Here is a 20,581-nt window from a genome sequence, read left to right on the forward strand (position 1 = left end):
TTCGTGAGCACCAGCACGCAGGACTGACACCGAATGCGAGGGTTTGTCTACACGCTGAAACCTTCACAAGGGTGAAGGTCTTTATTTATTTCATATAATTCAGCACCCATATCAGACCATTCTTCCGATCTTGTACTTGTCCATGAAGTGCGCCAAAAAACGTATCCTGTAATTCTACAAGGACATCTCCGTCAGCTTCAAGCGCCTCGTATACAGCCTTTAACTCTTCCTCATTGTCAAACTGCATGATCAATCGAAGATTCTCCGGTTTTGGTGTGCGGCCAAATGTATCTGAAAAGTGGAGCAGTGATTCTCCAAGGTGTAGCTCAGCATGCAATACACGGTCTTGATGTTCATTTAAGATACGAATATCTCCGCCAAAAATTCCTTGATAATATTGAAGAGATTCTTTGACGTCTTCTACGACAATATAAGGACTAACGCTGATCATTTCCCTCATCCTCCTCTTGTTCCGTTCATTATCTCTTATATAGCTTATCCCAAATCGTATGAAAAAAGGCACAAATCGTCAACGGATTTGCACCTTTTTCTCAAGCAGATTTCGCTAATTCACTATGTTTGTTAGAATATGCTGCGTACATGACGACACCGATCATCAGCCAAACCCCGAAGTACAGCCATGTCCGGCCTGGTAAATTGAGCATCAGGAACACACAACAGCCCATCGAGATAATTGGCAAAACCGGTACAAACGGAACCCGGAATCCCCTTTCCAGCTGTTTATGTGTCTTTCTCAAAATGAGTACGGATAAGCTCACCATCGCAAACGTTAATAATGCACCGATATTGGCTAGGTTGGACAGATCCTTCAAATCAATAAACCCTGAAATAACAGCTGTCATCCCGCCAATCACCCATATACTGGCAACAGGTGTATCACTTTTGTTTGTTTTTGAAAACACTTTAGGCAAGAGCCCGTCCCGCCCCATCGCAAAAGCAATTCGAGTTGCCGCATAATTATTGGCGAAAATCACAGCCATCAATCCAATCACAGCACCGACAGAAATAATACCAGCCACGCTATGTTGATGGACACTTTGCAATACATAAGACATTGCCTCTGTCACATTCAACTTCGTATAGTGCACCATGCCTGTCATGACCAAACAAACGACAATATAAATGATCGTACAAATGAGCAATGAACCAATAATACCAATTGGCAGGTTCCGCTGTGGATTTTTCACCTCTTCTGCAGAAGCTGAAATGGCATCGAATCCTAAAAAGGCAAAAAACACAGCAGCGGCACCAGCAATAATCCCTTCCGTACCAAACGGCATGAACGGCTGCCAATTGGCTGGCTCTACATAAAAACCACCTACTACAATGAAAAGAACAATAATGCCAAGTTTCACAAACACCATGATATTATTGAATTTTTTACTTTCTTTCGTTCCTCTAGATAGGATCCACGCAATGAGTAAAGCAATGATAATTGCTGGCAAATTCATATATCCGCCTTGTTCTGGACCAGCTAAAAATTGATGTGGAATTGAGATTCCAAACCCCTCCAGCAGGCTGTTAAAATAACTCGACCAGCCACTCGCTACAGCTGAAGCAGTCAGCATATAAACAGATAATAACGTCCATCCCATGAGATGACCTACGAGCTCACCCATTGTGGTATATGAATAAATGTACGCACTGCCGAACACAGGCAGCGCAGAAGCCATTTCTGCATAACAAAGTGCTGCTAAACTGCACACAATCGCTGCGATCGCAAAGGAGAAAATAACAGCCGGTCCTGCATCCTTAGCTGCTGTAATTCCGGTTAACACCATGACCCCCGTCCCAATCACAGCCCCTATGCCAAGGAGCGTGAGATCGAGCCCGCCCAGTGTTTTCTTTACCTTTTGCTGTCTGCTCTGTTCTAACAAATCGTGAATGTGTTTCTTACGAAGTATATGTCGCAAACCCTTTCCCTCCAAAACGTTAGAAAAACAAAAAAATCATTCAAATTTCATTATAGCAGAATAGGTCCTACGCATTCACAACCAATTCACGTAAATCTTTCTTCATGATTTTACCAAGTTTATTTTTTGGCAGATCCTGCGTGAAATGAATGGATGGCACTTTGTAATCTGCTAAACGTTCCTTGCAGTAATTCAACACATCTTCTTCGCAGAAATCGACAGATTCGTCTTTTACGATATACGCACTTGGTACTTCGCCATATAAGTCATCTGGTACCCCAATGACAGCAGATTCAATTACACCTGGAATTTGATCAATGACCTCTTCCACTTGGTCAGGATAAATATTATCCCCACCGTATAGAATCACATCTTTGTATCTCCCTGTGATGTAAAGAAAACCGTCTTCATCCAGATAGCCTGCATCCCCCATATGGAACCAGTCATCTTTGAGCACTTTCTCTGTCGCTTCAGGTTGATGATAGTAGCCTAAGAAATAAAATGGGCTTCTCATGACGACCTCACCAATTTCTCCAGCTGGGAGCGCCTCCTCTGTCTCAGGATGCACGATTTTGACTTCTACATCCGGATCCACTTTACCAGCAGAGCCCATCTTATCCTCACCCATCGCTGGATGCCACGCACTCACAACCCACGCTTCTGTACTTCCGTAGCCATGCATCATCTGAATGCCTACTTCTTTGTAATCTTTAATTAAGCGTACCGGTACCTTCGTACCACCAGAAATCGCAATTTCAAAAGATGAGAGATCGTACGAACCGCGCTTCATTTCTTCTAGCATGTACGTATAAGCTGATGGGAAAGCCATCATAAACGTAATTCTTTCTTTCTCAATCGTTTCTAAAATGCGTTTCGGTGTTGCATCATGTAAGAAGACTAACGTATACCCTTCAATTGCAGCTGCAATCAAGTGATTAATAGAACTCATATGATACAGCGGATGACTTGCCAAGTACCGTTTTCCTTTCAGATCAAATCCTCGATTCCCACGTCTTGTTAAAAATTGATAGATTCGTCCATGTCCGACCATACAGCCTTTTGGATTACCTGTTGTACCTGAAGTGAATAAAATCATGGCCAAATCTTCTTCTGATACCTGTTCAGCAAGATCACTTCCATCATTAGACGCCAATATGTCTTCAAACAGCTGTGTTGTTTTCGCATTGACACCAGATTCCACCATGAGACAATCTTCTAAAGACACATTCACTGCCGCAATAATGTCACGGAATTCACGGTCAAAAAATAAAGCCTTTGGCTCTGCTTTTTTCAAGATACCTTCTAGCTCAAAAGAGGTAAGCTGCCAGCTAAGCGGTACGGCGACTGCACCTGCTTTAATGGCTGCCAGCATAATCGTAGAAAAGTGATGATGGTTTTGACAAATAAAGCACACCCGGTCACCTTTTCGAATTCCTTTACGATGTAAGTAATGCGCTAGCTGATCAATGCGTTTTGCATATTCTTCAAATGTATAAGACACACCTCCGCCAGTTACCGCTTCAATTTGTGAAGAGCGTTCCATTCTGTCGTTTAGTAATGCCTGTAAAGTATTCAATATCTTCATCTCCAAACGTTTGATGTCCAATAGCCAATTTCCAGTGAATTGGATTGGCAGATTTTATCTCATTCACATTCTAAAATAAAAAAAGGTGAAAGTAAAATCATTTCATTTTGGAATTGTTCCTTTTATTAATTGATAATATAGGTAATTTTATAGCCGTCTTCCATTTTGGTTTAAATGATGATGCTTATTATGATAATATAGACCTAGTAATTGATCGGAAAATGCGAATGCAATAGGAAAAGAGGTATGGAGAATGCAACATTTCGAGCTAGAGGCAAGTTTGTTAGACCATGCACTGACAAAGTATTTAAAGGCGACGAAACGAATAGATGAAGAGAATATCCCCAAAAACGTCACGAATGTAAAAGGGTTTATTTTACGCATCATCTACCGCCATCAATCATGTACTGTGAAAAATATTCTGCAGGAAGTTTCATTATCTCCCTCCGCAACAACAACCGCTCTCAATCACTTAGAAGATGAAGGGCTGATTATCCGCTCTAGAAATAACAATGACCGCCGTACGGTATGGATTACACTCTCTGAATCAGGTGAACAAATCGCCAGACAAATGATCGACAATCGTCAGCTGCTTGTCAATCAACTGTTCAATCACCTATCAGAAGAAGATAAAAAAACATTTTTTGAATTAATCGAAAAAATGATGGACGAGCGCACATTAAAGGCTTAGGAAATATCCTAAGCCTTCTTTTTATGGCTTTAAGATGACTTTTATACAATCATCTTGTTTTTCATTGAATATGTGGTACGCATGAGCTGCATCATCTAGCGGTAATTGATGTGTGATGATCGCTTTAGGATCAATTTCCCCGGTTGTCACTTTTTGATAAAGCTTTGACATGTACCCTCTCGCCGGTGCCTGTCCCATTTTCAGCGTGACGTTTCTTGCGAAAAAAGCACCCAATGGGAACATATTGTAAAGACCTCCATACACACCCGTCAGCTGAACAGTCCCGCATTTCCTCACGGCTTTTGTGGCAATTTGAATGGGCCCTATCGTTCCGCCTTGCAGCTTGAGCTTCTGTTCAATCTTTTCAAGCGGTGACTTTTTCCCATCCATCCCCACACAATCAATGACAACATCCGCCCCGCCTTTTGTGAGCTCCTTTAGGGTTTCTCCCATGTCAGGGTCTTCTGTAAAATCAAATACTTCTACGCCGCTCATTCGTTTTGCATGATGTAGACGGTAGTCAATGTAATCAACAGCAATGACCCGCTCTGCGCCCTTTTGCCAAGCAAATTGCTGTGCCATTAACCCAACAGGTCCACACCCCAGCACAATGACTGTATCCCCCTTTTTTACACCTGCGTGTTCTACACTCCAATAAGCAGTTGGCAGAACATCTGATAAAAACAGCAATTGTTCATCCTCTAGCTCACAATCATCCGGCACCTTAAATGGTGTATAGTTTCCAAAGGGCACACGTAAATATTCAGCCTGTCCTCCGGGGTAATTCCCATATTTCTCACTGTATCCAAAAAGTCCGCCTGAATCATAATGAGGATTTGAGTGATCGCATTGACTTTCTAAATGGTGATGGCAATACTGGCATTGACCACACGCCACGGTAAATGGAATAACGACACGATCTCCCTTTTTCACCGCAGTGACATCCGGCCCGACTTCCTCTACCACCCCCATCGGTTCATGCCCAATCACATAGCCGATAGGAAGCGGGAAATTCCCTTGATATAAATGTAAATCTGACCCACAAATAGCTGTAGATGTTATCCGAACGATGACATCTTCACGATCTTGTATGGATGGTGCAGCTACTTCCTTTACCGCAATGCGGCTTTTCCCTTGATAGGTGACAGCTCTCATTTGCATTTCCTCCTTTAGTTCAAGTCATCATTTCTATAGCTTCACCTTGAATGGATGGTTCATACATATGAATAGGGATGCTGTTCCACAAGGGAAAACAAAATAACCCGCCGATTGATTCGACAGGCTGTTTATTCAAATCTGTGTAACGCGTTACACAGCTATTTTTCTTCGACAAACACCAAATCATACTGAGCAGAGGTCTCCCCATCCTCCATCATGTCCCCTTCCTGTATAAAATAAGGGCACATACCTGGACTTTGTGCTTCTTCAAATTGTTCAAACACTTGCTCAATATAGCCAGGCAGCAGCAAAACCAACATTTTATTTGAATGAGACACGAATTCATACGAGTGAACGGTATTCGGAGGAATATAGGCAAAATCCCCTGGCATCAAGCAAATATTTTCTCCGTTTAACTGAAGATTGATTCTGCCTTCAACACAATAAAGTGCTTCTGTATGCATTTCATGATAATGCGAACGTAACCCTTTTCCCTTTGTCCCTTCAATCACAAAATAACTAAATCCGTCTCCTGTTGTTTCCGTTGTCGCAATCAGCTCATGAAGCTGACCTTCGACCATGTATTGCTTTCCTTCACCAGCCTCCAGCACATATGGCTGCACTGCGCGCGGGAGCTGACTATGAAACAAAACAGCTGGCTTGGTTGTATTGGATAGCTCCCTAATGCCATGCATCAACATGATATCGCTTTCTTTTTCAGCCTGATGAAAGCTGTCTGCATCAAATGGGTGATCAGTCATCGGCCATTCATTCTGCAACAGCCTCTTTCCGATTTGCTGATAGACATCTGTCATTTGCCCGCCCAGTGTATAAGAAATAAACCTTGTTTTGTGACTATGCATTCTATAGCCATGAATTGTTTTGGGCGGAATATGAATATAATCGCAGGCCGTCACCATATACTTTTTACCGTCCAGTATCACTTCCAGCTTCCCTTCCAGCACAAAGATGGTTTCAAATAGCGTCTCATGACAATGCAGCGGAAAGTAAGCACCTTTCCCACCTGTGATTAAGACAAGCTCAAACAGTTGATTTGTTTGATTTGCTTCTGCCAGCACATGTACAAGCTGATTTTCCAAACCATACAGCTCCCCCGAACCGGACACGGTATAAAAAGAGGTATCTTCGGATTGCTTGATCGATTGTGGTTGCTCCGACATCCCATCACTCCTCATGACTAATTGACTATCTTTATTATATAGACCAATTGATATAATAGATAGGCAATATGCGAGAGATTTTACTCTTCTCGCATAAATAAGTGTCTAAGGTAACATTTTACGTGCTCTAAAGGTGTCGTTTGCTTTAATGCAGTAGTCATTGATAATCCGCCGATGACCATTGAATGAAGGAGAGATGCCCTCTCATCCGCTTTTATTTCATCATATCCGCTATTCATCAGCTTTTCTTTGACAAGCTCTTGCCAGCGGATCATTTCTTGTTTGCATGCAGCATGAAGTTTTGTATGTTCAGGTTTTGACTCTGCCGCCAGTAAGACAATCGGTATCCCTCTTTCACTTTCTTGCTCCATAAAACCCCGAATAATATTTGTCATAAAATGATCGACGGCGACATATGGGTCATCAGAATAGGCAAAGCTTGCTTCAATTTGATCGATGACCCTTTGACTCATATATTCAACGGCTGCTATGGCTAGCTCTTCTTTTCCATTTGGAAAGTAATAATAAAGAGATCCTTTCGGCGTGCCGCTCTCTCGAATGATTTGATTCAACCCTGTCGCATGATACCCCTGTTTACGTAAAAGAAGTGCGGCCGTTTGAATGATTTTGTCCTTCGTACTCACGTGTGACACTCCTTTCCTCCATAGACCAACGTCGATGCCATTGTATTATTGATTCAGTAATGGATGCGATCCTTTCCATAATGAGGATGATTCTATTTCTGACGCCAGTCTGAGCAGCCAGTCCTCTTTTCCTTTCGGTGCTGTCACCTGTATGCCTAAAGGCATGCCTGCTTCTGTGAGATGAACTGGCACACTCATAGATGGCTGGCCGGTTAGGTTAGCCAGCTGTGTAAATGGTGTGTAGGTCAAACTCTTGAGGAACATTTCATAAATCAGATCCTGCTGTGCTTGCATTGAAAGGGATGACACACGTAACAATGCAGCAATTTCTTGATCGTTATGCATCAGCTCGCCAACCTTTGGAGCCGAATAGGCAGTAGCTGGGGTCACATATAGATCGTAGGTTTGATGAAATGCGGCCATTTTTGCAGCGGCCATATCCCATGCATCAAGACTTTCTGTATAAGCAGCAGCCGTCACATTTTTTCCTGCTTCCGCCAGTACCCATGCCACAATGTCTGTCTCCTCCGGCTTCACCGGACGCCCGAATGAACGAGCCAGAGAGGTAAATAATGCAGACATTTCACCGCTGTTCATGACGTAATATTGCTGCATCAGATGGACACCATCAATGTCCGGCTTCACTTCTTCTATTTGATGCCCTTGTTCACTCAGCCATTTCACAGTGTTCAAGACTGCCTGCTTTGCTTCCTCACTCACCTTCGTGCCTACTGGAGAGTCTACACTGTAAGCAATTCGCATAGAAGACGTTCGTTTCACCAAATCCTCCTGATAGCTGCCGTCATATAATGGCGTTTGGAACGCAGCCTCTGGCTGAATGACTTGAAGCAAATCAAGCAGGGCTGCACTGTCTCGAACTGTTTTTGTGAGCGTAAAGTCAATGGAAGCTCCTTGCCACTGCCTTCCTGCACCCGGGCCGACCGGTGTTCTCCCCCTTGTTGGCTTGAGTCCAAATAAACCAGTAAAGGATGCCGGAATCCGAATAGACCCTCCGCCATCACTCGCTCCACCCGCAGGTACGATACCGCTTGCCACAGCTGCTGCCGTCCCGCCGCTTGAACCGCCCGGAGAATAGTCAGCATTCCAAGGGTTTCTCGTCGGACCATATAAAAAGGGTTCTGTCACATTTCTCAATCCGAATTCAGGTGTGTTCGTATGACCGATCATGAGGAGCCCAGCCTGCTTCAATCGACGGACAAAGTGGGAATCTGTTTGCGCCTTTACATCCTTTAACAGCAAAGCACCCGCTGTCAAAGGTTCATGCTCCAGCCCCTGCGATATATTTTTCAACACAAACGGAACACCAGCAAACGGCTGATCCGCATCTAGTGACTTCATGTCTTTGAACACTTGATCTCGTCTAGTATGAATCACCGCATTTAGTACTGGATTCACTTCTTCCAATCTAGTAAATGCAGCTTGTACAAGCTCTTCGGGCGTGACCTGCTTTTTCTGCACAAGTGACGCCAGTCCCGTCGCATCATACGTCATATACTCTTTTACATTCATCGGCATGTCCTTCTTTCTCATATTATGATCTCTCTATTGTCTACTAGAATTCTATGAAATTCAATTTCGGGATACGTGTGAAAAAAACTTTCTTTCTAGACTATGATTCTTCTAACCATCTATCTTATTTCTCCGATATAATAAAGAAAAAAAGACGGAGGTCACCTCATATGCAAGGAGCCATTGCCTTGAAAAAGAAAATCGTCGTGGTCATCGCGTTTCTTCTTGCTTTGACAACTGCTTTGCCCTTCCATTCGCAGGCAGCTGCACCACCAAAAGAAACAGATGTCATCATCGTCTATAAAAATCAAAAAGGAAAACAAACGGCTATTCAAGAAAGTGAAAAAGTGAACGCTCAATACATACATCTTCCAGCTGTAGCAGTGACAGCAGATGAGCAAGCTGTCACCTCACTTAAAAAAGACCCAAACATCGCTTATGTTTCAAAAAACGTTAGGGTCAAACTCGCTGCTTCTACCGTGAAGAAAACGGCTGCTGCTACTGGTCAGGATGCTTTGGTACAAAAATCTTATAACTTGCAGAAGTTCAATGTAAAGCAAGCAATCAAAGAAGGCGTGACAGGGAAAAATGTGAAAGTAGCCGTTCTGGATACTGGTATTTTCCCACATGAAGATTTAAAGGTAGCCGGTGGTAAATCATTCGTCGATTACACGTCTTCTTACAAAGATGATGAAGGACATGGAACACATGTCGCCGGTACAATTGGGGCGCTCAATAATGATTACGGTACGGTCGGCGTCGCTTCTGGTGTGAAGCTGTATGCTGTAAAAGTATTAGATAAAAAAGGAGAAGGCGACTTATACAGTCTGCTCCGAGGCATTGATTGGGCGATTAGCAATAAGATGGATATCATCAACCTTAGTCTAGCTTTTGAAGATAACATTCCGATTTTACGTTCAGCAGTTGATGAAGCATACAAAAAAGGACTGCTGGTCGTTGCTGCAAGTGGAAATGATGGAAAGAAGAATGGGATTAGTTATCCTGCCGCATACAATAGCGTCATTGCTGTTTCCGCAACGACTGACAAAGACAAACTCGCCTCCATCTCTAATACGGGGAAAGGAATTGAATTTTCCGCTCCCGGCGAGAACGTCATCAGTACCTATTTGAAAAATGAATATTGGTATGCAACGGGTACATCACAAGCGGCACCACATGTCACAGGGATGCTGGCGCTGTTAAAACAGCTACATCCTAAGAAAACAAATGTTCAGCTCCGCACTTTATTGCGCAGCTATACAGTGGATCTTGGCGCAAAAGGAAAAGATCCACAATTCGGCTATGGCCGCGTGCAATATGTGCCGCAGTCAACCTTTTTAAAGGCTGCGACAAGCGCAGTCAAGACAGCCGAAACATCTAAAAAACAGACAGATGTTGATCAAGCCAAAACGAAAATTGGCAGACTCACTGCCAGCAAGCAAAAAACCGCACTCACTGACCGAGTCAAAAAAGTCCAAACAGCCATTGATATTCGTGACGCACGAGCGAAGGTCAAATCAGCTGAAAAAAGTAAAACCCAAGGCTCGATTAAAAGTGCCCAAACGGCCATTAAAAAGCTATCCAAAGGCAAAGAAAAAACAAGCCTGCAAAACCGGCTCGACAAAGTCAAAAAACAAGTCGCCTATCAAAAGAAAGTGACAGATGCCAAACAAAAAGTCAAAAAAGCCGAAGCCAAACGAACAAAGAAAACAAAAGCAACCGCTCAAAGTGCGGTCAAACAACTAAAAGCATCTAAAACAAAAACTGATTTACAAAAACGACTAAACCGGATCAAGGTTTGATAAAAAACGATTCCTTTCAGCAAGGAATCGTTTTTCTATTTCAACATCTTCTGAAACAGGGTGTGATGATATTTCCCTTTCGCATCCAGCCTCACTTGATCGAGGATGTGCGCTATCGAATGGATGACATCACGGAGTGCTCGATGAACCGAGCCCTGCTCAAAGGAAGCTAAACTCTCCGGCAGTTCATCTTCATCCAAAACAAAGAAATCACCATTCGGAAGAACGAGTAGATCAATCAATAAATCTTCAAAAACAACCGCCTGTTCTTCAAACCATGTATGTCTGACGATATTCAAATAAGAGCCAAGTTCATTGCCTTGATCATCCCTCCAAAAATAGACATTGTAAGGCCGGTCCGTCCAATAATAGGCGGTCGTATAACTCCCTTTTGGAATCGTGACAGTGCCATCACCAGCAACCATTGTAAATGGTTCTTGAATTTTATGAAACAACACGACTTGCTGCTCCTGTGCATCTAACAGCTGACACGTATGTTCCACAACCTGATCATCGTATTTGATTTTTCTCTCGATTACGTCATCCCAAGAATTTGCATATAGCGGAAACAATCGGTCACAACCCCTTCTGCATCTACTTCTTATTCTAGTATACACTGCTTTCTTTTGAAGAAATAAAGGTTCACTGCTGCTGCCTATGGAAGACATATGGTGAGGTGAAAACAAATGAACGGAATCACAATCATCGAAACCGTAGCAGAACTCGGACAAATCATCTTGGTTTTTTGTGGTTATGCCCTTTACTGGCGGCTTGTGAAAACGAAAAGAGATCGAAAGCTAACCCCTTATGAACATGTGTTGAAATTCTTTGTCATGTTCGGGTTAATCTCTTGGTGCTTTTCATATATGGCACTGAACGTATGGGTGTCATGAGAAAAAGGAAGAGTCCCGTCCATGCAGGACATACTCTTCCTCTTCTTATTCGATGTATATTATGAGCCAGCCGGCTGTTCTTTTTTGATCACATACTGATAGCTCTTCACATGCGTCCCATTTTGATTCACAAATTCTTTATCAAGTGCCCGTTCAAAGCCCATTCTTTCATATAAACGAATGGCGGCCTGCATTTTATCCGATGTATGAAGATACAGGACGTTCTCGCCCCACGATTGCGTCAGTTCTATACTTTTACGCAACAATGACTCTGCAATACCTTTTCCTCTCACATCAGGATCTACCCCTAAAAACCGGACAATCGCTGAAGTAATGCCCATCTCCGGCTTGTCATATGCCTGTTCTGATGATCGGAACATTTGAAGGGTCCCCACGACCTTGCCCTCAAGCTCGGCCACAAGCATCAACTCCATGTTTGGGTTATCTACAGCCGCTCGCAGGGCTGCAGAATAATTTTGCCAGCCTTCCTCTGTAAATTGAGGCTCATACTGTGCGTATGATTTGATCAGCACATGTGTGATCGCCTCATGATCTTCACTCACCGCTTGACGAATGATCAACTCTTGCTGCTCCATGCCAGCACCTCCTGTTTGTCTATGAATGGATATACGTATCATGCAATCACTGCATGCCGATGATCTGATTCTTTTCTCTACTCATTCAATGTAAAGAGTCTCCTTTTAAAGATCAATTATTTTGCACGAAATTTTCTTTGAAAATTTTGATTGAAATGGAAAGCTTGATTCATTATGCTGATTTGAGGACATATACGAGGAGTGGCATCATATGAATTCTTTATCTTATCCCCAAGAATCGAAAAAAAATCGATTCCTCCTTGCCGCGCTTCTTGGCTCTTTAACAGCCCTTGCACCGCTGGCAATGGATATGTATTTACCTGCTTTACCTAATATCGCCCGTGACTTTGAAGCAAGCACGGCGCTGTCTCAGTTAAGTCTCATGGCTTGTTTAATTGGACTTGCGCTTGGACAGCTCATTGCAGGTCCAATCAGTGATACAGTTGGCAGAAGAAAGCCGCTGATGGTTGGATTAATCATTTTTATTGCGGCCTCTCTTTTATGTACAGTGGTCACATCAATTTGGACATTCATTCTTTTAAGGCTGATTCAAGGCCTTGCTGGATCAGCAGGCATTGTCATTGCACGAGCCATCGTGCGAGATCATTATGAAGGCTCAGAAATGACGAAATTCTTTGCTTTGCTCATGTTAGTCAACGGAGTGGCTCCAGCAGCGGCCCCGATCGTGGGCGGACAAATGTTACGGTTCACGACGTGGCAGGGTGTGTTTGTTCTGCTAGGAATCCTCGGGGCGCTCATGCTCCTAAGATCGATGTTTTCATTGAAAGAAAGCTTACCTGTGGAACGCAGACAGACTGGGGGCTTCAAACAAATCCTAGGTGCGATGAAAATTCTAGCGAGCGATCGACTCTTTGTCGGATATGCTCTCTCACAAGGACTTGTCTTCGCCGCCATGTTTGCGTATATCTCTGGATCACCGTTTGTATTGCAGGAGATTTTCAACCTTTCTCCGCAAGGCTTCAGTGCTGCCTTTGCGGTGAATAGTCTTGGCATCATCACAGCCGGACAAGTATTTGCCCGCGTTGCTGCGAAAATTGGTGAGGAGAAAGTCCTTCGCATCGGGCTGCTGACAGCTGCTTTAGGGGGCGTCACCTTGTGTGTGATGATCTCTATTGATGCAGGGCTTTATGGCATCCTCATCCCGCTCTTTTTTGTGGTCTCAAGCGTTGGGATTGTCGGCACGTCTGCTCCTTCTCTTGCGATGCAGCATCACGGTGCACATGCTGGAAGTGCCGCTGCCCTCATCGGTGTGGCACAAATGCTTCTTGGCGCATGCATGACACCCCTTGTCGGCTTAGCTGGAAGCCAAACAGCCTTTCCAATGGGGCTGATTATTATGCTCTGTGACCTTGGCGCACTCTGCTGTTATTTTTTCTTTGTTGCCAGAGCGAAAAAAAGACCCGCATAAGCGGGTGGCAGATTGTTGACAAAGGGCTAAAATGAACTTTATTTTAGCCCTTTGTCTTCTTTTCAGCGTGAGAAAACCTTTGCAGCCCTAGGAAGGACGAGCATCGGCGCGGAGCGAATTTGACATTCGTGAGCACCGAAGCGCAGGACTGACACCGAATGCGAGGGTTTATCTACACGCTGAGACCCGCATAAGCGGGTCTTTCATTTATGGCTTGCTCCAATTGATCGTGCGGAACACATTGTACTGGTCATTATTTTGATATGCATCTAGGTCAAAGCCTGAAAGTCCAAAACCAATTGCCATGACAATTCCTCCGGCAACGGTGAAGATGATCCCCCATTTGATGCATTGCTTTTTTAAATCATTCACGTTCATACTCTCACGACCTTCTTTTTAAACATTCCCATGAATGCCTTAGTGGTTTGAACAGTCCCTTGCACAAATAGCTTTGTCAAATACGCCGTGGCTATGCCGCTTAATAATCCGACACCTAATAGAAGAATACCAACTCCGATCTGCGTCACCACCACATGCAAACCGTCCTGAAAAATAAACGGAGAACCAATGATGCTCCAAAAACCGCCGAGCAGACCAACTAGCGTCATTGTACCTGTCACGAGTGGAATGCACCAAATCACCATATACACAGAAAGAAACAGCAGGAAGACTGTTGCTAGAATACTGCCCCATAACGGAAAGCCCAAAATGAGGATGGAGAGTCTTGTAGCTTTTTCTCCAAACGTCGGCACCTGAACGGTTTTGATTCCTTGTTCCTTCAAAATCCCTTCAGCGATGATGGCTGGCTGACCGACTTGATGAACTGCTTCCTGTTCACTGTAGCCATCTTCCTGATAATCCTCGATCATTTCATCGTAATACTCGATGAACCGATCACTTTCTTTTTCGCCTAGACGATGCAGGTGCTTCTCCAAGCTGGCTAAAAATTCTTTTTTATTCATTGCTCTGTCCTCCAGAAATAAAGTCGTAAATCGCCATCACTTGATCCCATTCCGCTAAAAATTGCGCGATATGCTCCCGTCCGTTCCCAGTCATCCGGTAGTATTTTCTTAATCGACTGTTATGTTCCTGTGAATAGGTCTCCACATAATTGTTTTGCTCTAACCGCTTTAATATCGGATATAATGTCGATTCTGAAATCTCAATACAATGGGACATATCTTTAATCATTTGATAACCATAGGAATCGCCTTTCTTTAATACCGCCAGTACACAGAATTCCAGTAATCCTTTTTTTAGTTGTGCATTCATGTTTACAACTCCTAACTATTTATACTATACAATACATAGTATGATGTGACAAGAGGTATCTTTTGCAACTTTTCACTCTCAACGTCGCTATAAATTTTCATACAGGAAGTTTCTCTTTCTTCAAGGCTTCACCTGATCAAGATAAATCTAGCGTGTGTCTATTGTAGACAACAAACATACACAGGAACGAATATCATAGGAAACAACTCATTTAATCTCTTTATTTTAAAGGGATAAGCTGAATTTTATGGAATTAAGAAGTTCATTCACAATGGCTTATCCTTATGATCATCATACTAAGTTTTACGAACACTCAACTCGAATTAAAGTGATGAGAACGGCTGAAAGTGGCTAGTTCTTTTCAACCCAACCAATACCGAATAATGGTAGACCTTAAAAAACGAGGAGCTGATGACCTTGAAAAAAATGTGGAGTAATTATCTCACTTTAGTCATTACACTAACTTTGTGTTATATCGTGTATTTGTTCATCTTCAAACAACCTTTTACCATTACACCCATCATCCTGTTTGTGGTGGGAGCCGCCATTGCTGAGTGTATACGTTTTTTCGTTCTGAAAAGTAACGAGAAGAAAGATGATACCTTGAAAAAATAGTCCCTTAAACATAAGATCACTCAACATATGAAAAGACACCCCCACTTTATAGTGGAGGTGTCTTTTTTTACTTTTTATATATTCACAAATCCTTCTCCAAACACATCACGCACGTCATGGACAACAACGAATGCGTCTCGATCAATTTTCTTAATGATTTTCTTTAAACGCATCAGCTCCTGTTTTTGAATGACCGCATAGAGAATTTCCTTCGATTCCTTCGAATAATGACCGCGACCGTTTAAAATGGTCACGCCTCGATCCAAGGTGTGATTGATTTCTTCTGCAATATCATCTTTGCATGAAGAAATAATCGTCACTGCTTTTTTCGTGTTAAGCCCTTCTATGACGAAATCCATCACCTTAGTCGCCACATACAGCATCACAATCGTAAACATTAATTTTTCCGCACCAATAATAAAGTAAGAAGCAAAAACAACGATCAGATCAAAGAACAAGATGGCGTAGCTCACGTTCCAGTCTAGATACTTATTCGCAATTCGCCCAAGAATGGCAGATCCCGCTGTTGTACCACCCGCTCTTAAAACAAGACCAATGCCAATCCCAATGATAATCCCTGCGAAAATAGAACCAATGATCAATTCATGGACATTCACCACCCATGTAGTGGTCAAATGTAAAAATAGAGAGTTACTTGCGACAGCTATCACTGTGTAGATCGTGGTCTTCTTGTCCAAGTATTTATACCCCACAAGTAATAAAATCGCATTCAACACAAGGTTTGTCAGCCATGGCGCAATCTCAAACATATAGTAGAAAATGATGGACAGCCCCGTTACGCCACCTTCACCAAACTCAAGTGGAATGACAAACATGTTCACAGCTGCAGCAAATAAAAAAGAACCAACGAGAATCATTGCAATATCTTTTACACATTTTTTCAATTTCTTCTTTCCTCCTTTTTTAAGCATATAAAAAACCCTCTTTCTGCACGAAAGAAGACAGTCGTTGGACAAAATAAAAATCAAAAGACGGCGCCTTTTGATGAAGCTTTCTGAAATGAACCTTTCCATAATATATATCTCTTTTTAGAGGCTGTCAATGACTTGGTTTTCTATTATTTCAACTGTATGTTTATGCACTCAAACCCGCATGTTATCAGGGTTTTCCCGTCATGTGATGCTTATTCCTCTCCTTGACAAAAACACTTTAGTCATTTAAACTACTGCCTCATATCATATCCATTATTTCCGATCGACAAAGGAGGCTGTTTGATTTATATGAATCCTATTCAAAGCCGTTTACAGGCTCACGCACCTTTGATTTTAGATGGTGCACTTGCAACGGAGCTTGAACGAAAGGGCTGTGATTTAAACGACAGTTTATGGTCAGCCAAAATCCTTATTGAACAGCCAGAATTGATTCAGCAAGTACACTTGGACTACTTCCAAGCAGGTGCTGACTGTGCAACAACAGCCAGCTACCAAACGACAATTGATGGCTTTGCTGAAAAAGGCTATACAAAAGAAGAAGCCATCGAATTAATGAAACGATCTGTCACGTTAGCAAAAGAAGCATGCGAGCAGTTTTGGCAGGATGAGACACATCGTAAAGAGCGGACAAAACCATTTGTCGCTGGATCTGTGGGGCCCTTCGGCGCTTATTTGTCTGACGGTTCAGAATATAAGGGAAATTACGGACTCACAGAGCAGGCGCTCATTGATTTTCACAGACCAAGAATTCAAGCATTGGTAGAGGCTGGTGCAGATATTCTCGCTTGTGAAACCATCCCTTGTCTCATTGAAGCAATCGCTATCGCTAAACTGCTGCAGGATGAGTTCAGCAGTGTATATGCGTGGATTACATTTAGTGCAAAGGATGGTCAGCACATTAGTGAAGGAGATTTACTTAGAGACTGTGTACAAGCACTTGAGCCATATGAGCAGATCGCTGCTGTTGGCGTAAACTGTACACCGCCGCAATATATGTCTTCTCTTATTCAGGAGATGAAAAAAGGGACGAGCAAACCGATTGTCGTGTATCCGAACTCAGGGGAATTATATGATCCTGAAGAAAAGGTTTGGAGCGGCGATACGTCTCACCATACATTTGGTGAATGTGCGCAGCAATGGTATAAAGACGGCGCACAAATCATCGGCGGCTGCTGCCGGACGACACCAGAGGATATTACCGATATCTTAAAACAGGCAACATCGTAGCATCATGACTCAACACACATACTTTTAAGCAAAAGGGCGGGAAGACATGGAACAAGCAAAAGATCAGTCACAACAATATCAACGAAAAATGACAAGCCGTCACCTGTTCATGCTTTCTTTAGGTGGCGTGATTGGCACAGGACTCTTTTTAAGTTCAGGATATACGATCAATCAGGCCGGACCTGCGGGAACGATTTTGGCTTATCTGGTCGGGGCATTAATTGTGTACCTCGTGATGCTCTGTTTAGGTGAACTGTCTGTCGCAATGCCGGTTACAGGCGCTTTTCACACATATGCAACAAAATACATTGGGCCCGGCACTGGCTATACAGTGGCTTGGCTTTATTGGCTGACATGGACCGTGGCACTTGGTTCAGAATTTACAGCGGCAGGTCTTTTAATGCAGCGCTGGTTCCCGGACACATCAGTTTGGATGTGGAGCGGTGTTTTTGCGCTTCTCATCTTTTTACTCAATGCTTTTACAGTTAAGTTTTTTGCAGAATCGGAATTTTGGTTTTCTAGCATTAAAGTCATGGCTATTATTCTCTTTATTATTCTTGGCGGAGCGGCGATGTTTGGATTGATTCCACTAAAAGGCGGTGAGGCCGCTCCGTTCTTCTCTAACTTCACTGGAGATGGGGGTCTCTTTCCAAACGGCTTTTTACCGATTTTAATGACCATGCTGGCTGTTAATTTTGCTTTTTCGGGTACTGAGCTGATTGGGATTGCTGCGGGTGAAAGCGTCAATCCAGATGAGACCATTCCCCGCGCGATTCGCACGACTGTGCTACGTCTTGTCCTGTTTTTCGTCGGAACGATCGTGGTCTTAGCCGGCTTAATTCCAGTAGAAGAAGCTGGGGTGATCAAAAGTCCTTTCGTTGTGGTATTTGACCGCATCGGGATTCCTTATGCGGCAGATTTCATGAATTTTGTCATTCTGACAGCGATTTTATCTGCTGCAAACTCAGGGCTATACGCCTCATCTCGCATGCTATGGTCCCTTTCTGAAGAACGAACATTACCTAAAAAGCTGGCAAAATTGACGTCAAAGGGAATTCCTTTGAATGCACTCATTTTGAGTATGATTGGAGGCATTCTCTCTTTGCTATCGAGTGTCATCGCACCTGAAACGGTGTATCTGGTTCTTGTTTCAATCTCTGGACTCGCCGTTGTTGTTGTATGGATGGGAATTGCAGCTTCACAGTTCATGTTTCGCAAAAAATTCTTACAGGATGGCGGACAGCTTCATGATTTATCTTTCCGAACCCCGCTCTATCCGGTGGTTCCGATTGCTGCCTTCCTCCTATGCCTTGCATCTGTGATCGGCATTGCTTTTGATCCAAATCAGCGCATTGCTCTTATCTGCGGTATCCCTTTTATCGCACTCTGCTATGCTGCCTATTACGTGACAACATGGATTCAGAAAAAACGAGAAAACCCTGGTGTATAGCACCAGGGTTTTGTTTGTCCCAAAAAAGGATATCACTAGCAAAACAAAGACATTTTGGTATATGATAGGAATCTATGATTTTCAGGACGTATCAAGGGAGCTGTTTTTAATATGGAAATGACCATTACAAGAGCATTAAGTGAACTGAAAATGTTAGATAAAAGAATCAACCGAACGATTGATGAAGCTGTACTCGGTGGCTTGGTCATCGGGAAACATATACAGAACGGATTTCAAAATCAAGAAGAAGTAGAAAAAAAGGCAAAAGCAGATGACCAATCGATTCAAGCATTAATCAAACGCCGAAATGCCATTAAATCAGCCATCGTTGTGTCGAATGCTACGACAACGATTGAGGTGGCGGGTGTTAGCATGACCGTAGCAGAAGCCATTGAACGCAAGACATCCATAGATTACGATATTCGTTTTTTACGAAAATTAAAAAAGGTCTACACAGAGCTGGTTGACCGGTCAGAACAAATCAATGAAGATGTGAAAAAGAGACTGGATCAACATTTAGAAACACTATTTGGGAAAGACGGAAAAACACAAGCCGCTGCCAACCAAGAGATCGTCAAGTCATTCCTAGCTGAAAATGAGGCGGCGATCATTGACCCTCTTCGTCTTCGAGTGAAGATTGAACAGCTTTCGAAAGAGATTGAAGATTTCCAAATGGAAGTGGATTTCTCCTTGTCAGAAAGCAATACCTTGACAAAAATACAGATCGACTAGTCGATTTTGTTAGTGAGCCGAAAATCGATAGGACTAAACACCTCCGAGGGAAAGGTCATTCCCTCCTCATCTGATGATCATCTTAGGATGATCCATGATAAAAGCTCAAAGCTGAACGTTCAAAGCTGAAAGCTCAAGTATTCAAAGTTCTTATCCATCAAAGTTCAAGATGAAAAGCTCAATGCTCGATCGAATCTGGGAGAAACGGCTCATGAGTGTTTGTTTATCGACTCTTTCGGTTGCCGCCCAGCAGGTTTGCTAACAAAAAGAAAAGGATGTCACTAGCTGACATCCTTTTTTTCTATGAAAACGACAGGGCTTGCGCCAAGTCGCCTCTTCTAGCAGATTAGTAACGTGATGTATATGCCAAATGGTACACACTTGTCACATTTGAAGATAGCGTGATGTCGTTTGAAGTGAAAGTCACTGGAACGATATCGTAGTAATGTGTAGACCAGCCTGCATTATTGTATGTACGGTAGCCTGCACCTGCAGGAACTTGAATCGTTAGTGAAAATTGTCCATTCTCGTCTGTTGTACCTGTCGCTGTTTGAGCATATGATTTGATTGCTGCTTCAAAATAAAGCTGAATTGGCTGATTCGCCATGAGTTGACCACTTGTGTCCTTTAATGTTCCTTTAAAAGTAGCTGGATAATATGAACCTACACGATATTTACTGCCAGAACCGTAATTAACCATACCACCGTCTGCTGCTGTGACGCCTGTTACTTGTACGGATGCTGGTACTGCTCCTGTTTCCTCTGCATGTGCAAAGCTTGGGAAAACGAGAAGCAATGATAGAAAGAAAGCAAACATGATTTTTTTCATCGATAAATCCTCCTTTTTTTTCCTACTATATTACTATCGACAGTTATTGTCATTTTTCCA

At 43.0% G+C, this 20,581-nt stretch carries 21 protein-coding genes; 7 read left to right on the forward strand and 14 right to left on the reverse strand.

The window, feature by feature from the left end; genetic code table 11:
* Positions 1–85: 85 nt before the first annotated feature.
* From KFQ09_RS08075 to KFQ09_RS08085, 3 genes are all read right to left on the reverse strand, one after another.
* Positions 86–451: a VOC family protein gene (locus KFQ09_RS08075; protein WP_008342155.1), complete on the reverse strand. Its 366-nt coding sequence runs from the start codon at positions 449–451 to the stop codon at positions 86–88.
* A 100-nt stretch (positions 452–551) separates the two neighbouring features.
* Positions 552–1,934 (reverse strand): amino acid permease, encoded by a 1,383-nt coding sequence (locus KFQ09_RS08080; RefSeq protein ID WP_017358611.1) that lies wholly within the window; start codon positions 1,932–1,934, stop codon positions 552–554.
* Between the two features lie 67 nt (positions 1,935–2,001).
* Positions 2,002–3,510 carry a class I adenylate-forming enzyme family protein gene (locus KFQ09_RS08085; RefSeq protein WP_046342537.1) on the reverse strand — a complete coding sequence of 503 codons (1,509 nt, stop codon included), beginning with the start codon at positions 3,508–3,510 and terminating at the stop codon, positions 2,002–2,004.
* A gap of 262 nt (positions 3,511–3,772) precedes the next feature.
* Here KFQ09_RS08085 and KFQ09_RS08090 point away from each other — a divergent pair, with 262 nt between their 5' ends.
* Positions 3,773–4,210 (forward strand): MarR family winged helix-turn-helix transcriptional regulator, encoded by a 438-nt coding sequence (locus KFQ09_RS08090; protein ID WP_007498406.1) that lies wholly within the window; start codon positions 3,773–3,775, stop codon positions 4,208–4,210.
* Between the two features lie 21 nt (positions 4,211–4,231).
* On the opposite strand, the gene KFQ09_RS08095 is transcribed toward KFQ09_RS08090, so the two are convergent.
* The 4 genes from KFQ09_RS08095 to KFQ09_RS08110 form a co-directional block, all read right to left on the reverse strand.
* Positions 4,232–5,365 (reverse strand): zinc-dependent alcohol dehydrogenase, encoded by a 1,134-nt coding sequence (locus KFQ09_RS08095; protein WP_046342536.1) that lies wholly within the window; start codon positions 5,363–5,365, stop codon positions 4,232–4,234.
* A 161-nt stretch (positions 5,366–5,526) separates the two neighbouring features.
* Positions 5,527–6,549 (reverse strand): quercetin 2,3-dioxygenase, encoded by a 1,023-nt coding sequence (locus KFQ09_RS08100; protein WP_025206682.1) that lies wholly within the window; start codon positions 6,547–6,549, stop codon positions 5,527–5,529.
* Between the two features lie 80 nt (positions 6,550–6,629).
* The gene (locus KFQ09_RS08105; protein WP_008342160.1) at positions 6,630–7,193 is read right to left on the reverse strand and encodes a TetR/AcrR family transcriptional regulator; all 564 of its coding nucleotides are present in this window, start codon (positions 7,191–7,193) and stop codon (positions 6,630–6,632) included.
* A gap of 45 nt (positions 7,194–7,238) precedes the next feature.
* Positions 7,239–8,723, reverse strand: a complete 1,485-nt coding sequence (locus tag KFQ09_RS08110; RefSeq protein WP_216099406.1) for an amidase — start codon at positions 8,721–8,723, stop codon at positions 7,239–7,241.
* A 188-nt stretch (positions 8,724–8,911) separates the two neighbouring features.
* Between KFQ09_RS08110 and KFQ09_RS08115 the strand changes: the two genes are divergently transcribed.
* Positions 8,912–10,525: a S8 family peptidase gene (locus tag KFQ09_RS08115; RefSeq protein ID WP_255836194.1), complete on the forward strand. Its 1,614-nt coding sequence runs from the start codon at positions 8,912–8,914 to the stop codon at positions 10,523–10,525.
* Between the two features lie 35 nt (positions 10,526–10,560).
* Here the strand turns inward: KFQ09_RS08115 and KFQ09_RS08120 are convergent, their stop codons facing one another.
* On the reverse strand, positions 10,561–11,097 hold the full coding sequence (locus KFQ09_RS08120; protein ID WP_216099405.1) for a ribonuclease FAU-1 family protein: 537 nt from the start codon (positions 11,095–11,097) through the stop codon (positions 10,561–10,563).
* A 114-nt stretch (positions 11,098–11,211) separates the two neighbouring features.
* On the opposite strand from KFQ09_RS08120, the gene KFQ09_RS08125 reads away from it, so the two are divergent.
* Positions 11,212–11,418 carry a hypothetical protein gene (locus KFQ09_RS08125; protein ID WP_008342164.1) on the forward strand — a complete coding sequence of 69 codons (207 nt, stop codon included), beginning with the start codon at positions 11,212–11,214 and terminating at the stop codon, positions 11,416–11,418.
* 59 nt (positions 11,419–11,477) lie between these two features.
* Here KFQ09_RS08125 and KFQ09_RS08130 read toward each other — a convergent pair whose 3' ends face one another.
* On the reverse strand, positions 11,478–12,014 hold the full coding sequence (locus KFQ09_RS08130; RefSeq protein ID WP_008342165.1) for a GNAT family N-acetyltransferase: 537 nt from the start codon (positions 12,012–12,014) through the stop codon (positions 11,478–11,480).
* Positions 12,015–12,225: 211 nt separating this feature from the next.
* Between KFQ09_RS08130 and KFQ09_RS08135 the strand changes: the two genes are divergently transcribed.
* Complete coding sequence (locus KFQ09_RS08135) at positions 12,226–13,443, forward strand: multidrug effflux MFS transporter (RefSeq protein ID WP_024719029.1); 1,218 nt, start codon at positions 12,226–12,228, stop codon at positions 13,441–13,443.
* 207 nt (positions 13,444–13,650) lie between these two features.
* Here the strand turns inward: KFQ09_RS08135 and KFQ09_RS08140 are convergent, their stop codons facing one another.
* The 4 genes from KFQ09_RS08140 to KFQ09_RS08155 form a co-directional block, all read right to left on the reverse strand.
* Entirely contained in the window at positions 13,651–13,821 is a 171-nt protein-coding gene (locus tag KFQ09_RS08140) for a hypothetical protein (RefSeq protein WP_017360401.1), read from the reverse strand.
* Entirely contained in the window at positions 13,818–14,405 is a 588-nt protein-coding gene (locus KFQ09_RS08145) for a DUF1700 domain-containing protein (protein ID WP_181891166.1), read from the reverse strand. Before KFQ09_RS08145 ends, KFQ09_RS08140 begins: the two co-directional genes overlap by 4 nt.
* On the reverse strand, positions 14,398–14,715 hold the full coding sequence (locus tag KFQ09_RS08150) for a PadR family transcriptional regulator (RefSeq protein ID WP_035703044.1): 318 nt from the start codon (positions 14,713–14,715) through the stop codon (positions 14,398–14,400). Before KFQ09_RS08150 ends, KFQ09_RS08145 begins: the two co-directional genes overlap by 8 nt.
* Before the next feature lie 689 nt (positions 14,716–15,404).
* A complete protein-coding gene (locus KFQ09_RS08155; protein WP_235675428.1) occupies positions 15,405–16,235 on the reverse strand; it encodes a YitT family protein in 831 nt (276 codons plus the stop codon).
* A gap of 336 nt (positions 16,236–16,571) precedes the next feature.
* Here KFQ09_RS08155 and mmuM point away from each other — a divergent pair, with 336 nt between their 5' ends.
* From mmuM to KFQ09_RS08170, 3 genes are all read left to right on the forward strand, one after another.
* Complete coding sequence (gene mmuM, locus KFQ09_RS08160) at positions 16,572–17,510, forward strand: homocysteine S-methyltransferase (RefSeq protein ID WP_216099404.1); 939 nt, start codon at positions 16,572–16,574, stop codon at positions 17,508–17,510.
* A 46-nt stretch (positions 17,511–17,556) separates the two neighbouring features.
* Complete coding sequence (gene mmuP / locus KFQ09_RS08165; RefSeq protein ID WP_008342173.1) at positions 17,557–18,960, forward strand: S-methylmethionine permease; 1,404 nt, start codon at positions 17,557–17,559, stop codon at positions 18,958–18,960.
* A 111-nt stretch (positions 18,961–19,071) separates the two neighbouring features.
* Positions 19,072–19,692 carry a hypothetical protein gene (locus KFQ09_RS08170; RefSeq protein ID WP_138824969.1) on the forward strand — a complete coding sequence of 207 codons (621 nt, stop codon included), beginning with the start codon at positions 19,072–19,074 and terminating at the stop codon, positions 19,690–19,692.
* A gap of 346 nt (positions 19,693–20,038) precedes the next feature.
* Here the strand turns inward: KFQ09_RS08170 and KFQ09_RS08175 are convergent, their stop codons facing one another.
* On the reverse strand, positions 20,039–20,521 hold the full coding sequence (locus KFQ09_RS08175; RefSeq protein ID WP_007498435.1) for a DUF2059 domain-containing protein: 483 nt from the start codon (positions 20,519–20,521) through the stop codon (positions 20,039–20,041).
* Between the last annotated feature and the right edge of the window lie 60 nt (positions 20,522–20,581).

This window comes from Bacillus sp. FS02 (assembly GCF_024398395.1).
GTDB classification, from domain to species: domain Bacteria; phylum Bacillota; class Bacilli; order Bacillales; family Bacillaceae; genus Bacillus; species Bacillus altitudinis.

What these genes read in the sequence shown, in the direction of transcription:
- KFQ09_RS08075 (WP_008342155.1), bottom strand. Translation starts at nt 451, where the DNA reads ATGATCAGCGTTAGTCCTTATATTGTCGTAGAAGACGTCAAAGAATCT.
- KFQ09_RS08090 (WP_007498406.1), top strand. Translation starts at nt 3,773, where the DNA reads ATGCAACATTTCGAGCTAGAGGCAAGTTTGTTAGACCATGCACTGACA.
- KFQ09_RS08095 (WP_046342536.1), bottom strand. Translation starts at nt 5,365, where the DNA reads ATGAGAGCTGTCACCTATCAAGGGAAAAGCCGCATTGCGGTAAAGGAA.
- KFQ09_RS08100 (WP_025206682.1), bottom strand. Translation starts at nt 6,549, where the DNA reads ATGTCGGAGCAACCACAATCGATCAAGCAATCCGAAGATACCTCTTTT.
- KFQ09_RS08110 (WP_216099406.1), bottom strand. Translation starts at nt 8,723, where the DNA reads ATGAATGTAAAAGAGTATATGACGTATGATGCGACGGGACTGGCGTCA.
- KFQ09_RS08125 (WP_008342164.1), top strand. Translation starts at nt 11,212, where the DNA reads ATGAACGGAATCACAATCATCGAAACCGTAGCAGAACTCGGACAAATC.
- KFQ09_RS08130 (WP_008342165.1), bottom strand. Translation starts at nt 12,014, where the DNA reads ATGGAGCAGCAAGAGTTGATCATTCGTCAAGCGGTGAGTGAAGATCAT.
- KFQ09_RS08135 (WP_024719029.1), top strand. Translation starts at nt 12,226, where the DNA reads ATGAATTCTTTATCTTATCCCCAAGAATCGAAAAAAAATCGATTCCTC.
- KFQ09_RS08140 (WP_017360401.1), bottom strand. Translation starts at nt 13,821, where the DNA reads ATGAACGTGAATGATTTAAAAAAGCAATGCATCAAATGGGGGATCATC.
- KFQ09_RS08145 (WP_181891166.1), bottom strand. Translation starts at nt 14,405, where the DNA reads ATGAATAAAAAAGAATTTTTAGCCAGCTTGGAGAAGCACCTGCATCGT.
- KFQ09_RS08150 (WP_035703044.1), bottom strand. Translation starts at nt 14,715, where the DNA reads ATGAATGCACAACTAAAAAAAGGATTACTGGAATTCTGTGTACTGGCG.
- mmuM (WP_216099404.1), top strand. Translation starts at nt 16,572, where the DNA reads ATGAATCCTATTCAAAGCCGTTTACAGGCTCACGCACCTTTGATTTTA.
- mmuP (WP_008342173.1), top strand. Translation starts at nt 17,557, where the DNA reads ATGGAACAAGCAAAAGATCAGTCACAACAATATCAACGAAAAATGACA.
- KFQ09_RS08170 (WP_138824969.1), top strand. Translation starts at nt 19,072, where the DNA reads ATGGAAATGACCATTACAAGAGCATTAAGTGAACTGAAAATGTTAGAT.
- KFQ09_RS08175 (WP_007498435.1), bottom strand. Translation starts at nt 20,521, where the DNA reads ATGAAAAAAATCATGTTTGCTTTCTTTCTATCATTGCTTCTCGTTTTC.